The sequence below is a fragment of the Planotetraspora silvatica genome (genome assembly GCF_016863315.1).
Classification (GTDB): Bacteria; Actinomycetota; Actinomycetes; order Streptosporangiales; family Streptosporangiaceae; genus Planotetraspora; species Planotetraspora silvatica.
In genome coordinates, this window is sequence record NZ_BOOQ01000026.1 from 60,145 (window position 1) to 73,777 (window position 13,633).

The following is a 13,633-nucleotide window of genomic DNA, read 5'->3' on the forward strand; positions in this document are numbered from 1 at the left end:
ATGTCGGCTACTGAGGCTCCGGAACGGATCGGTCCCTATCGGCTGTTACGCCCGCTGGGCGAGGGCGGCATGGGAGTCGTCCACCTCGGGCTGGACGTCGAGGGCCGCGAGGTGGCCGTCAAGGTCCTGCATCCTCATGTGGCCTCCGACCTCAAGGCGCGCGACCGTCTCACCCGCGAGGTCGAGACCATGCGCCGCGTCCGCAGCAGGCGGGTGGCCGAGGTCCTCGACGCCGACCTGACCGGCGCCATGCCGTACATCGTCACCAGGTACGCGCCCGGCCGCACGCTGGAGCAGGCCGTGCAGGAGGACGGGCCGCTTCCGGACCGGGAGATCATCCGCCTCGCCCGGGGGCTGTGCGAGGCGCTCACGTCCATCCACGCGGCGGACGTCATCCATCGCGACCTGAAGCCCGCGAACGTGATGCTGGTCGGCGGCGAGCCGCTCGTCATCGACTTCGGCATCGCGCACCTGGTCAACGCCACCCGGCTCACGCAGACGGGGATGTTCGTCGGCACGCCCGGATATCTGGCCCCGGAGATCATCCGGGACTCGGAGATCACCCAGGCGGCCGACGTGCACGCTCTGGCGGCGACGGTGTTCTTCGCGGCGACGGGCAAGCCGCCGTTCGGCACGGGCACGTTCGAGGCGGTCTGCTTCCGCATCCTCGAGGGCAAGGCGAACGTCGACCAGGCGCCGGCGTGGTTGCGGGCCTGGCTCAGGCTCGCCCTGGCCACCGAGGTCGGAACCCGGCCGTCCGCGGGGTCGTTGCTCAGGCTCACCCAGACGCTCGACCCCTCCGTGACCGCGCTGCACGAGAACGCGCAGGACGGCGGCACCCGGGTGCTCGGGGCGGGTGGCAACGGGCGCGTCCCCGACGGCACGAGGATCCTCGACGACGACATCACCTGGCCGGGTCGTCCGGAGCGGCGTCAGGGGCCGGACGCCTCCGACGACAGTTACTCCGACCTGCTCCCTCCGGTGAACTACGTCAGGCAGGAGCGTCCGCGCCGTGAGCCGCCCGGGCCGCGCCAGGCCCCGCCCGGCTACGGAACGGCGCAGCCCCACCAGCCGCAGCCTCACCAAGCGCAGCCTCATCAGCCGCCTCCCTACCAGCCGGCGCCGTACCAGGCCGCGCCGTACCAGCCGGCCGCTTATCGGCCGTCGGCCGGTCAGCCGCCGCCACCGCAGCCCGACCAGCGAGTGGCCGGATACCCCGACCCGCAGGCGACCGTCCCGCCGCCCGGACAGGCGGGGGGCGGTGCGTCCACGCAGTCCCGGCCGCAGGCGGGTGAGCAGCACAAGACTCCCTACAGGGGCAGCCATCCGCTCGTGTCGGCGTCTCTGCTCGTCGCCCTGGTGGCTCTGGCCTGCATCCTCCCGGTGACCGCGGCCCTGGTCGCCGTCGCCCTGTCGGTGTGCCTGCGCGTGGCGCACTACCTCTTCGAAGGCGTCGCGGAGCGACGGTCGATCCGGGGCAGCAGCGGCGCCGACCCCCTTCTCGCCGTGGTCGGGGCGCCGTGGGCGCTGATCAAGGCCGCGCTCATGACCGTGGTCCAGGTGCCGCTCGCCGCGATGTTCGGCGTGTGCGTTTGGGGCGGCTTCTATTACCTCGGAGATCTCAGCACCGACCGATCGGCCGCGTACGCCGTCGCCGCCTTCGTGGCCGGGCTGTTCCTCCTACCCGGAGGTGGCGCGCCGCGCAAGGCCGTCGCGAGGACGCTGAGCTCCTCCATCCGCAGCCCGGGCGCCGCCATGGTCGTCACGATCGCCGTGGGCGCGCTGGCGTTCTTCGCCGTGCTGACGGCGATGTCCGCCAGCCCCGTCTGGACGCCGTGGCGGCCGCCGCACGAGGTCATCACCGAGCTGACCAGGCAGGGCAAGCAGACCGTCGCCAACCTCGTGGGCGGTCTCGTCGGGGATCTCCTGGACAAGCTCGGACTCGGGTTCCTGAGCTTCTGGAACTGACAAGACGGGACAGGACGCCGGCGCGAAGGGAGCGGGATGAGTTCGCAGGAAGACCTCGGCTCCTATCGTCTGCTCTCCCTGCTGGGCTCCGGCGGATTCGGCGAGGTGCACCTGGCGCTCGACCCCGGGGGGCACACCGTCGCGGTCAAGGTGCTCCATCCCCATGTCGCGTCCGACGCCTTCGCCCTCACCCGGCTCGCCCGCGAGGTCGAGACGATGCGCCGCGTGCGCGGACCCCACATCGCCGAGGTCCTCGACGCCTCGCTGACCGGGCCGCGACCCTACATCGTCACCCGCTACGTGCAGGGCCGCCCGCTCAACACGGTGATCGCGTCCGACGGGCCGGTCCGGGGCGACGAGCTCGTACGGCTCGCGCGGGGCCTGTCCGAGGCCCTCGGGTCGATCCACGCGGCGGGGGTCGTCCACCGGGATCTGAAGCCGGCCAATGTGATCATCGCCGACGGCGAGCCCTATGTGATCGACTTCGGGATCGCCTGCGCACTCGAGTCCGCCTCGGTCACGGCCTCGGGAGCCGTGATCGGCACACCGGGCTACCTGGCTCCCGAGGTGCTGGAGGGTCGCGACGCCGGCCCGGAGGCGGACGTCTTCGCCTGGGCCGCGACGCTGGCGTTCGCCGCGGCGGGGCGCCAGCCGTACGGGACGGGACCGGCGGCGGCGGTCGCCTACCGGGTGGTCCATCGCGAGCCGGACCTGTCCGGTGTCCCCTCCTGGCTCGGCCCGCTGCTCGCGGAGTGCCTGCGGACCGATCCGGACACCCGGCCGACCGCGCCGCAACTCGCCGCACGTCTCGGAGCGGCCGCGCCCGCGGTGGCCGAGCCGGCCGAGTCCCGTGGTGCGGGCAGGCGGCCGGCCCGGTCCGCCCCGTTGTACTCGGGCGAGCTTCCGTCCTTCCCCGGATACGCCGAGCCGGCCCCGCCGCGCGGACGGCACCCGCTCGACCACCGGGACGCCGAGGTGACCTCCGTCGGCGGGATCAACGATGCGCGGACCCAGGAGTGGCGGCCCACCGAGAAGAAGCGATCGATCGAGGACGCGCGAGCCCGGCACCGCCAGAAGCTGCACCGCCGCTGGGTGATCGGATCGAGTTTGGTCGTCGGGCTCTTCGCGGCGGCGGCCCGGCAGTACGTGCCCGAGGTCTCGCTCCTGATGCTCGTGCTGTACGGCATCGGGGTCGTCACCGACGCCGGGCTGGGGCTGCTCGCTCGATCGCGCTCCCGCGTGCTCGTGGACGTCATGGGCGGCGTCGGCGTCGTGGCCGTGTGGGCCCTGCTGAGCAGTTTGTTCAGCACGACGACGCTGCTGCTCGCCGTCGGCACGGTCCTGTTCCTGCTGATCGCCCTCGTCGTCGCCAGTTGACGGCTGCCGCGGGGGGGCGGCTTCAGCTTCTGGAATAAAGTTCGGTATCGTAGCGGGAGTGGACTTCCGGGTATGAGCACGGTCACGTCGCCCGTAGCCGGAGGTTTGCGACTAAGCTACCGATGGGTAACATGGCGTCTGGGGACCAGGGAGAACTCCGGGCCACCCGCTGTCATCGGGCTTGCGAGCTCCTGGCAGTCTGGCAAGACGTGCGCGTACCCCACGGGCGCGTCCGATAAATCGCGGCGTCAGCCGTACGGAAAGGGGAGGTCGGCTACCGGCCATGAACATCGTCGTCTGCGTGAAGCAGGTCCCCGACACGGCGACCGAGCGCAAGCTGAGGTCCGATGACAAGACGCTCGACCGCGACGCCGCCGACGGCGTCGTCAACGAGCTCGACGAGTACGCCGTCGAGGAGGCGCTGCGGCTCAAGGAGGCTCACGGGGGTGAGGTGACCGTCCTTTCCATGGGCCCGGCGAAGGCCACCGAGACCATCCGCAAGGCGCTCGCGATGGGCGCCGACAAGGCCGTCCACCTCAGCGATGACGCGCTGCGCGGGTCGGACGCCCTGTCGACCTCCTACGCCCTGGCGGAGACGCTCAAGAAGATCGGCTTCGACCTGGTGATCCTGGGTTCCGAGTCGACCGACGCCCGCACCGGCGTCCTCGCCGCGATGCTGGCCGAGCGGCTGGGCACGCCTCAGCTGACCCTCGCCAACAAGGTTGAGGTGGACGGATCGGCCATCGCGATCCAGCGGGTGACCGACTACGGCTACGACAAGGTGGAGGCCTCGCTGCCCGCCGTCGTGTCCGTGGTCGAGAAGATCAACGAGCCGCGGTACCCGTCCTTCAAGGGCATCATGGCCGCCAAGAAGAAGCCGGTCGAGACGCTCGCCATCGGCGACGCGGAGATCTCGGCCGACCAGGTCGGTCTGGCGAGCGCGTGGAGCGAGGTCGTGGACTTCGCGGCCGCGCCGCCCCGTGCGGCGGGCACCGTCGTCAAGGACGAGGGCGACGGCGGCGTCAAGGCCGCCGAGTTCCTCGCGTCGAAGAAGTTCGTCTGAGGGGCGTCGAGATGAGTGAGATTCTGGTGCTCGTCGAGCACGCCGACGGTGACGTCAAGAAGGTCACCCTCGAACTGCTGACCCTGGCACGGTCGCTGGGCGAACCGTCCGCCGTCTGGGCCGGCCCGGGTTACACGGACGCCGCGAAGGCCAAGCTCGCCGAATACGGCGCGGGCAAGATCTACGTGGCGGAGAGCGAGGAGATCGCCGGCTACGTCGTGGCTCCGAAGGCCGAGTTGCTGGCCAAGCTCGTGTCCGACGCCTCGCCGGCCGCGGTGCTCGTCGCCGCCACGGCCGAGGGCAAGGAGATCGCGGGCCGCCTGGCCATCAAGACCGACTCCGGTGTGATCACCGACGCGGTGGGTCTGGGCGAGGGCTTCGTGGCCGACCAGTCGATCTTCGGCGGTGGCGTCAACGTGCGCAGCCGCGTGACCAAGGGCACGCCGATCGTGGCGGTCCGCCCGAACTCCACCGCCCCCGTCGCCGAGCCCGGCGCGGGCGCCGAGGAGAAGGTCGAGATCGCCCTGTCGGACGCCGCTCGCGGAGCAAAGGTCGTCGAGCGGGTCAAGCAGGAGAGGGGCGCCCGTCCCGAGCTCACCGAGGCGGCGATCGTGGTCTCCGGTGGCCGCGGCGTCGGATCCGGCGAGAACTTCTCGATCATCGAGAAGCTGGCCGACTCGCTCGGCGCGGCGGTCGGCGCCTCGCGCGCCGCCACCGACGCGGGCTGGTATCCGCACCAGTTCCAGGTCGGGCAGACGGGCAAGACGGTGTCGCCGCAGCTTTACGTCGCGGCCGGCATCTCCGGCGCCATCCAGCACCGGGCGGGCATGCAGACCTCGAAGACCATCGTCGTGATCAACAAGGACTCCGAGGCCCCGATCTTCGAGATCGCCGACTTCGGCGTCGTGGGCGACCTCTTCCAGGTCGTCCCGCAGCTGACCGAAGAGATCGAGAAGCGCAAGTAGCCGGCGCGAATAGTCGGCGCGGATAGTCGGCGCGGATAGTCGGCGCGAGCAGGCGCAGGCACTGACGGGAACGGCGCCGCACGACATGTGCGGCGCCGTTTCCTCTTTCCCGGCCCATCCCGTACGGCTGTCGCCGTGCCAGGCCGTGCGTCAGCCCACCGCAGGGAGTTCCGGCCGCGTGGACCACACCCGGGTGAGGACGGCTCCGGCCGCCATGCCGCCCAGCAGCGCCGGGCCGTGGAGGTTGGACACGGCGGAAAGCCCGGCGCCCACCCCGAGCGCCACGAGAAGGAAGGCCCAGCGCGGCAGGCGGTCCCGATGGACGACGATCTGCGTTCCCGCCACGACGGCGACCGCACTGGTGACGATCCCGGCCGCCGAGTGGGTCACCGCGGTCGTCACGAGCACGAACGCCCAGAGCGCGGCCACCGACGCGGCGAGCCGGTCGGCCCGGGAGGTCGCCGACGCCGCGATGAGCCGGTCGGCTCGGAAGGTCGCCGACGCCACCACGAGCCCACCGGCGAGCCCGCAGACGGCGATCGAGTTGCCCGCCCCCGTCGTGCCGAACCACAGACCCGCCGCCTGCCCGGCTACGGCGCCGGCAAGATAGAGGGCGAGCATTCTCGCGGGACCGAGGGCGCGCTCCGCCAGGACGCCGAGCACGGCCAGGCCGGCGAGGTTGAACAGGGTCCCGATGACGCCGCCGTCCTGGAAGACGAGCGAGGTGCCCAACCGCCACCATTCGCCCGAGGCGATCTTCGAGGGATCTCGGGAGAAGGTGGCGAGCAGGGAGGGGAACATGAACTGCAGGATGCCGGGCACAGCGGTGACCACGAACAAGATCAGGGCAGCCGGGGGAATCGGTCTGACTTTCACATCGTCGATCGTCTCAAACCCCCGCCGGTGCCGGCAGGCGCATATGTCGTGCTTCTCCTAGGACGAATGTCATGGTCAGGCGGCGATCGCCATCGGCTCCTCCTCCAGCTCCGTCAGCGTCTCCGACCCGAGGACGACCGGGAGCGGCTTCGGCAGGAAGCGGGCGGCCCCGGCCACGAACAGGCCGAGCACGACCGCGGTCGCCATGGCGGCCCGCAGCGAGGTGAGCGAGGACAGCAAGCCGATCACGACCGGGCCGAGCAGCAGTCCCGCGTAGCCCATCGCCCCCGCCTGGGCGATCGCCGGACCGGGGTTCGCCGTCGCCGTGCCCGCGAGCGACAGGGCCATCGGCGAGATCGTCGCCACGGCCATGCCGACGAAGATCATGGCTCCTACGGCGGCGAGGGCGGACGGGGCGGCGACGACCAGCAGGAACGTGGTCGCGGTCGCTCCACCGGAGAACAGGATCAGCCCGCGTGCGCCGAACTTGCCGCGGAGCCGGTCTCCGGAGAGCCGGCCGAGCAGCATGCCCGCCTCGAACGCCGGGTAGCCGAGCGCGGCGAGAGCCTCCGGGGCGCGGAGCGTGTCGAGGAGGTAGAGCCCGTTCCAGTCGGCGACGATGCCTTCGATCATGAAGGCACCGAACGTGATCGCACCGAGAAGGTAGATCACACTGGGCAGCCTCTTGCGGGAGTGACCGGGCTCGGGCGCGCCGGCCGGGTCCGCCACGTAGGTGCGGCTCAGGACGGCCACGACGGGGAGCGAGATCAGCGCGATGACCGTCAGGTGGGCGGTGAGCGACAGGTCGGCCGCGATGGCGACGGTGCCGACGAGCCCCGCCGAGATCGCGCCCACGCACCAGCCCGCGTGCATGCCGCTCATCAGCGAGTGGCCGTATGCCTGCTCGACCGCCGAGCCCTGCGCGTTCATGGCGACGTCCACCGCGCCGAAGGCCATTCCGAAGGCGGCGGTGGCCAGCACCATGAGCGGGAAGGTGGGGGCGAAGGCGACGAGCATCAAAGTGACCGCGCAGACGGGCGCCGCGATCCTGAGGACCCCGCGGCTGCCGACTCTCGCCATGACCACCCGCATCGCCTGCATGCTCAGCAGCGCGCCGACGCCCCAGGCGAGCAGGGCCACGCCGACGGACGACTCCGGTAACCGGAGCCGTTCCGCCAACGCGGGAAGGCGCACGGTGAACGTTCCGCACATAAGGCCGGCCAGGACGAACGTGAGGACGGCACCGTAGCGGGCCTTCCTCAGGGCGCGGGTCATCACGGGTTCCTTTCCAGGGTTTCCGAGTCGGGTGAAGCGGGCAGACAAAAGCCGGTCGCCCTTACCGGCTGAACTGCCGGAAGGGGCGACCACCAAAAAGGGATCAGAAAACGGGCTCAGAAAAAGGGTCGGAGAAGGGTCGCAAACGGGGCTCAGAGCAGGGCGAGAAGTCCCTGCCGGACCGCGCCGTAGTCGACGATCGCGGGACAGTGGGTGGCGACCTCCCAGACGCCCTCGCACGCGAGCCGTACGATCTGGGACGTCTGCGGATGGGGCTCGTCGTCGAGGCCGTGCCGGTGCCAGCGGGCCATCGCCTCCCGCAGCGGTGCGAGGAGCGCCGGATCACCCGCCGCCCCCGTCACCACCGCCCAGCGTCTGAGCCTGCCGGTCTCGATGGCCTCGAAGGTCGCCTTCAGATAGGCCCGCGTGTACGTGCTCTCGCGCTGTGCCTCGATCATCGCGTCGAATTCGCCGATGAGGCGCTCGATCATGGCCTTGATCAGGGCTTCCTTGCCCGAGAAGTGATAGAGGAGGCCACCCTTGCTGACGCCGGCGCGCTCGGCCACGGCGGCCAGCGTGAGCCCCTGGGACCCCTGGTCCTCCAGCAGGCATTCCGCCGCGTCGAGTAGCTCGTCCCTCCTCATGGCCGTTACTGTACCGGCTGGACGGTTAAGTAGGCAAATCCGAGGATGGAGCGTCGCCGAACCCCGGATACGCTTGGTTGGCTGAGGTAAGGAATCTGGAGGGGCCGTGGGAACTGCGTATCTGGACCATGCCTCGACCACCCCGATGCTTCCCGAGGCGCTCGAGGCCATGACCACGCAGCTGGGACAGGTGGGCAACGCCTCCTCCCTGCACGCGACAGGCCGGCGCACCCGCCGCGTCGTGGAGGAGTCCAGGGAGACGATCGCGAGCGCGCTGGGGGCTCGGCCGAGCGAGGTCGTCTTCACCGCCGGCGGCACCGAGGCCGACAACCTGGCGATCAAGGGGTTGTTCTGGGCCAGGAAGCGGCCGAGGGTCCTCATCAGCGCGGTGGAGCATCACGCGGCGCTCGACCCCGCCCACTGGCTGGCCGACAACCACGGTGCGACGGCCGAACTCCTCGAGGTCGACGAGTACGGGCGCGTGCACCCCGACACTCTTCGCGCCGCCATCGAGCGCGACCCGGAGGGCGTCGCCCTGGTGAGCGTGATGTGGGCCAACAACGAGGTGGGAACCGTACAGCCGATCAAGGCGCTCGCCGCGATCGCGCACGAATACGGCATCCCGTTCCACACCGACGCCGTGCAGGCGGTCGCCCAGCTTCCCGTGTCGTTCGCGGAATCGGGCGTCGACGCGATGACGGTCTCCGGGCACAAGGTGGGCGGCCCCATCGGCGTCGGCGCGCTGCTGCTGGCACGCGGAGTCGACCCGGTGCCGGTGCTGCACGGCGGTGGGCAGGAACGCGACGTCAGGTCGGGCACGCTCGACGCTCCCGCCATCGCGGGGTTCGCGGCCGCCGTGCGCGCCGCCGTCGACCGCCGCGCCGACACCGCCGAGCGGCTGTCCATCCTGCGTGACGACCTGATCTGCCGGGTGCGGAAGGCCGTCCCCGACGTCATAGTGAACGGTCACCCCTCCGAGCGGCTGCCGGGGAACGCCCACTTCTCCTTCCCCGGCTGCGAGGGCGACGCGTTGCTCATGCTGCTCGACGCCAGGGGAGTGGAGTGCTCGACCGGGTCGGCCTGCTCGGCCGGCGTGGCGCAGCCGTCCCACGTGCTCCTGGCGATGGGTCAGGACGGCGCCCGCGCCCGCGGCTCGCTGCGGTTCTCCCTCGGCCACACCTCGACCGTGGCCGACGTGGAGCGGGTGGCCGAGGTCATCGGCATGGTCGTGGAGCGCGCCCGCCGCGCCGGGCTCACCTCGGTCTCCGGAGGCTGAGCCGGACCCAGGTCAGGGCGGACCAGATCAGGGCGGACCAGATCAGGGCGGACCAGATCGGGGCAGGCCAGATCGGGGCAGGCCAGATCGGGCCAGATCAGGTCAGGAAGTGCGCGACGGCGCTCCAGGACGGATCGTCGGACACGTCGACGCGCGCCCGGCCCTCCGTCCAGCTCAGGACGAGTTCTTTGATCACGAGTGCCGCGTCGCTCGACGGGTCGGCGTAGACGTGCAGCACACGCGTGCCCCCGGTGCTCAGATGCGCGGCCAGCACGGCCGAGCCGAGCTTGTCGAGCCGCTCGCCGAGACGCTCCTCGAAGGCGCGCAACGCCGGGAGGGACGCCCCGGACGGCTGTCCGTCCCCGTCCGCGTGTTCGTACGGCAGGCTGATCGCGATGTGCTGGTCGAAGAGCGGATGGTCGACGGGGCGCAGCGGGTAGCGGGCCGCCACCGTCAGGCGGGCGCCCTGTGCCGTCTGGCCTTCGAGCACCGCCCACTGGTCGGCCTTGAAGCCGTCGGCCACGTCGGCGACGACGGCGGGAAGGTGGATCGCGGGGATGGCGTCGATGGGTTCGAACTCGGCCGCGACGATGTCCCCCACCCAGCGGGCGACCTCGTCCTCGCCGAGGAGCCAGTCGAGGGCGAGGAGGGTCGTCTCCAGCCGGGTCTCGTCATCGATATCCGGAAATATCGGGTGGAAGGCGGAAACGTCGACCCGGGCCGTACCCGGCGGAACGCGCAGGCCCAGCACCAGCCGGTCGAGGCCGAATTCCCTGCCTGCGACGTCGACGGCCATCTCGGCCGCCCTCGGGTTGGCCTGGCGGGACGGGTGGAACTCCCAGAGATCGTCCGCCGGGGGCGCGGCCAGGGCCCACCTGTGCGCGAAGGAGCGCAACTCGGGATCGCCGGACGCGCTGACGACGAGGGCGTGTTGTGCCGTCCGGCCTGGTGCGATCTCCCAGATGAGGGCCGGATCAAGGGTGGTGACGGCGGCGCCGACGAGCTCGGAGAGCGCCTCGGTGTTCTCCGCCTCGATGTACGCGTCGATCTCGGGGCGGGTCTGCCGCCACCAGGTCCAGAAGTCCGCGATGGCCTCGGCCGGATCGACCGGCTGGCTCTTGCGCCCGAACAGTCGCATGACCCCGAATCCTCGCAGGTCGATCACCCGGGTGCCAACGCGGGCGCGAGAGCCGTCCACGGCGGCGGATCAGCCCTGCCGTACGGGTAATCTCGAAGTGTTATGAGTTCCACTCAGAGGCTTCGCGTGCTCGCCGCCATGTCCGGTGGCGTGGACTCCGCCGTGGCCGCCGCCAGGATCGCCGAGGCGGGGCACGACGTGACCGGCATCCACCTTGCGTTGTCGTCGAATCCCCAGTCCTATCGGACCGGGGCTCGCGGCTGCTGCACGCTCGAGGACTCCCGCGACGCCCGGCGGGCCGCCGATGTGATCGGCATCCCGTTCTACGTCTGGGACATGGCGGAGCGGTTCCACCACGACGTGGTGGAGGACTTCGTCAACGAGTACGCCGCGGGCCGCACGCCCAACCCGTGCCTGCGCTGCAACGAGAAGATCAAGTTCGAGGCGGTGCTCGACCGCGCGCTCGCCCTCGGATTCGACGCCGTCGCCACGGGCCATCACGCACGCCTTTCGGACGGGGTGCTCCGGCGCAGCGTCGACGAGGGCAAGGACCAGTCGTACGTGCTGGGGGTGCTCACGCGAAAGCAGCTCGCCCACGCGATCTTCCCTCTCGGTGACTCCACCAAGGCGGAGGTGCGGGCGGAGGCCGCGCGCCGGGGGCTGGCCGTGGCGGACAAGCCGGACAGCCACGACGTCTGTTTCATCGCCGACGGCGACACCCGCGCGTTCCTGTCCGAGCGCCTGGGCGCGTCGGAGGGGCCGATCGTCGACGCGCTCACGGGCCAGGTCGTCGGGAGCCACGAGGGGGCCTTCGGATTCACCATCGGCCAGCGCAAGGGGCTGCACATCGACCGCCCGGCCGGCGACGGACGGCCGCGTTACGTGTTGTCGATCGAGCCGGTCTCCAACACGGTCACGGTCGGTCCCCGGACCTCCCTGGAGGTGCGCGGCATCGTGGGCGAGCGGCCGGTGTGGAACGGGCCCGTGCCCGAGCCGTACGAGCCGATCCGCTGCATGGTCCAGCTGCGCGCGCACGGCGAGGTGTACGGCTGCCGAGCCCAGCTGTCCGGCGACCTGCTGCACATCGAGCTCGACGCCCCGGCCACGGGTGTCGCGCCGGGCCAGGGCGCCGTGCTCTACGACGGCGACACCGTGATCGGGTCGGCCACGATCGCCTCGGCCGTCTAGGACGGCTCGACTAGGAAAGCTCGACTAGGAAAGCTCGACCGACTCGCCGACGGGGATGCGGCGGATGTCGGCCTTCTGGCTGTCGGCCTCCATGCCCAGGAAGTTGTCGATCAGCATCAGGCCGATGTCGTTGGCAAGGCCGTCGTGCGTGGAGTACGCGCGGCCGGGACGCACGTCGCGGAGATACTGGACCGTCTCGGCGAGCTTGACCCAAGGTCCGGTCGTCGGCACGAGCAGCGTGGGCACGTCGACTCCGGGAACGGTCAGCGCGTCACCGGGGTAGAAGACCTCCTCGTCCACCAGGAAACCGACGTTCTGGATGGGATCCACGCCGGGCAGGTTGACGGCGTGCCACTCGCCGATCACCTTCACGTCGAACCCGGCGGTGCTGAAGGCGTCGGTGTTCCGCACGACCTGGACCTTCGCCGGGATGTCGCCGAGTTGGTCGGCGACCGCCTGGCAGGTCCAGATCTCGAGGCCGGCCGGTGCGCCCTTCAGCAGCTTCTCGTCGACGTGGTCGAAGTGCTCGTGGGTGATCAGAACCGCGTCGGCTCCGTCGAGCAGGCCCTCTCCGCTGAAAGATCCCGGGTCGATGACGACCGTCGAACCGTCCTTCTCCAACCGCCAGCACGCATGGCCCAATTTGGTGAGTTTCATAGTCCCTAAGCTAGTCCTCGTGAATGACTATCCGTGGGGCGAGGCCACGGCCACAGGCGTGGGGTCGTATCCCGAAGAGGATCACCTCGCAGCCCTTCGTGTGGCCTTCGACGAGTTGCCCATGCCGTATCTGCCCGAGCTTCCCGCGAGGGGCGTCGGCGCGGACATGATCGGCAGGGGTGCCGCGCTCCTGGTGGAGATGCCCGTCGAGGTGCAGCCCTCGGGATGGCGGTTCGCCGACAGGCCGGGGCGGGATTCGAAGCGCGCCCGCGACCATCTGATCCGTGACCTCGACGGGCTCGAGGAGTCCACCCAGGGGTACGAGGGCCCCCTGAAGATCCAGGTATGCGGGCCGTGGACCCTCGCGGGGGCGATCGAGCTCAGGTACGGGGACAAGGTGCTCGCGGACGCGGGAGCCGTACGGGATCTCACCGACTCCTTGGCGGAAGGGCTGGCCAGGCACGTCGCCGACATCCGCGGCCGGGTGCCGGGGGCGCGCCTCGTCGTCCAGGTCGACGAGCCGGGGCTGCCCGGAGTGCTCGCGGGAACCGTGCCGACGGCGTCGGGGTTCGGCCGTCTCCGCGCCGTGGAGCCGATGATCGCCCGCGAGCGGCTCGCCACCGTCCTGTCGGCCGTCGCGCCCAGCCCGCCGCGCCCCGGCACGCAGGCGTGGCTCGAAGGCCCGCGGACGGAGGAGACGCCGGAGGGCGAGACGGGTTCCGGGGTCTTCCCGATCGTGCACTGCTGCGCGCCGGGCACGCCTTTCGAGCTGCTCCGTACGGCGGGCGCGCGCGGCGTGTCCGTGGACATGTCGTTGTTGCGCCACCGGGACGAGGACGCGATCGGCGAGGCGATCGAGGCCGGCACGGCGCTGTTCCTGGGAGTCGTGCCCGGCACCGACACCCGTATCCCCGATGCGGGGGTGATCGCCAAGCCGGCGATCGAGCTGTGGCGGCGGCTCGGGTTCGATCCCACGCTGCTCGCCGGGCAGGTCGTGCTCACGCCCGCGTGCGGGCTCGCCGGAGCCTCGCCGCGGTACGCCAGGGCGGCCCTGGCCGCGTGCCGGGAGGCGGCCAAGGTGCTCAGGGACGATCCGCAGCAATAGGAGCAACAGCCGCGCGGCGCGTCCGCCGTGCCCGGGTCTGGCGATGACGCGCGTGCCGATGGAGGATGCCTGGGGAGATGTCGGTGGTCGGCGATACGGTT

At 71.0% G+C, this 13,633-nt stretch carries 12 protein-coding genes; 7 read left to right on the forward strand and 5 right to left on the reverse strand.

Annotated features, from left to right (window positions below):
- The 4 genes from Psi02_RS19550 to Psi02_RS19565 all read left to right on the forward strand — a co-directional run bounded on the left by Psi02_RS19550 (position 1) and on the right by Psi02_RS19565 (position 5,373).
- Positions 1-1,968 (forward strand): serine/threonine-protein kinase, encoded by a 1,968-nt coding sequence (locus Psi02_RS19550; protein WP_239095002.1) that lies wholly within the window; start codon positions 1-3, stop codon positions 1,966-1,968.
- A gap of 36 nt (positions 1,969-2,004) precedes the next feature.
- The gene (locus Psi02_RS19555; protein WP_203976130.1) at positions 2,005-3,345 is read left to right on the forward strand and encodes a serine/threonine-protein kinase; all 1,341 of its coding nucleotides are present in this window, start codon (positions 2,005-2,007) and stop codon (positions 3,343-3,345) included.
- Between the two features lie 283 nt (positions 3,346-3,628).
- On the forward strand, positions 3,629-4,408 hold the full coding sequence (locus tag Psi02_RS19560; RefSeq protein WP_203955650.1) for an electron transfer flavoprotein subunit beta/FixA family protein: 780 nt from the start codon (positions 3,629-3,631) through the stop codon (positions 4,406-4,408).
- An 11-nt stretch (positions 4,409-4,419) separates the two neighbouring features.
- The gene (locus tag Psi02_RS19565) at positions 4,420-5,373 is read left to right on the forward strand and encodes an electron transfer flavoprotein subunit alpha/FixB family protein (protein ID WP_203976132.1); all 954 of its coding nucleotides are present in this window, start codon (positions 4,420-4,422) and stop codon (positions 5,371-5,373) included.
- Positions 5,374-5,523: 150 nt separating this feature from the next.
- Here Psi02_RS19565 and Psi02_RS19570 read toward each other — a convergent pair whose 3' ends face one another.
- The 3 genes from Psi02_RS19570 to Psi02_RS19580 form a co-directional block, all read right to left on the reverse strand.
- On the reverse strand, positions 5,524-6,249 hold the full coding sequence (locus Psi02_RS19570) for a rhomboid family intramembrane serine protease (protein ID WP_203976140.1): 726 nt from the start codon (positions 6,247-6,249) through the stop codon (positions 5,524-5,526).
- A gap of 75 nt (positions 6,250-6,324) precedes the next feature.
- The gene (locus Psi02_RS19575) at positions 6,325-7,524 is read right to left on the reverse strand and encodes an MFS transporter (RefSeq protein WP_203976141.1); all 1,200 of its coding nucleotides are present in this window, start codon (positions 7,522-7,524) and stop codon (positions 6,325-6,327) included.
- 152 nt (positions 7,525-7,676) lie between these two features.
- The gene (locus Psi02_RS19580) at positions 7,677-8,168 is read right to left on the reverse strand and encodes a TetR/AcrR family transcriptional regulator (protein ID WP_203976143.1); all 492 of its coding nucleotides are present in this window, start codon (positions 8,166-8,168) and stop codon (positions 7,677-7,679) included.
- A gap of 106 nt (positions 8,169-8,274) precedes the next feature.
- Between Psi02_RS19580 and Psi02_RS19585 the strand changes: the two genes are divergently transcribed.
- Positions 8,275-9,444 (forward strand): cysteine desulfurase family protein, encoded by a 1,170-nt coding sequence (locus Psi02_RS19585; RefSeq protein ID WP_203976145.1) that lies wholly within the window; start codon positions 8,275-8,277, stop codon positions 9,442-9,444.
- Positions 9,445-9,541: 97 nt separating this feature from the next.
- On the opposite strand, the gene Psi02_RS19590 is transcribed toward Psi02_RS19585, so the two are convergent.
- Entirely contained in the window at positions 9,542-10,582 is a 1,041-nt protein-coding gene (locus Psi02_RS19590) for a DUF695 domain-containing protein (protein WP_203976147.1), read from the reverse strand.
- A gap of 102 nt (positions 10,583-10,684) precedes the next feature.
- Between Psi02_RS19590 and mnmA the strand changes: the two genes are divergently transcribed.
- On the forward strand, positions 10,685-11,770 hold the full coding sequence (mnmA, locus tag Psi02_RS19595) for a tRNA 2-thiouridine(34) synthase MnmA (RefSeq protein ID WP_275415215.1): 1,086 nt from the start codon (positions 10,685-10,687) through the stop codon (positions 11,768-11,770).
- A 24-nt stretch (positions 11,771-11,794) separates the two neighbouring features.
- Here the strand turns inward: mnmA and Psi02_RS19600 are convergent, their stop codons facing one another.
- Positions 11,795-12,427: an MBL fold metallo-hydrolase gene (locus Psi02_RS19600; protein WP_203976149.1), complete on the reverse strand. Its 633-nt coding sequence runs from the start codon at positions 12,425-12,427 to the stop codon at positions 11,795-11,797.
- A 19-nt stretch (positions 12,428-12,446) separates the two neighbouring features.
- On the opposite strand from Psi02_RS19600, the gene Psi02_RS19605 reads away from it, so the two are divergent.
- Entirely contained in the window at positions 12,447-13,532 is a 1,086-nt protein-coding gene (locus tag Psi02_RS19605) for a methionine synthase (RefSeq protein ID WP_203976151.1), read from the forward strand.
- The last annotated feature ends 101 nt before the right edge of the window (positions 13,533-13,633 follow it).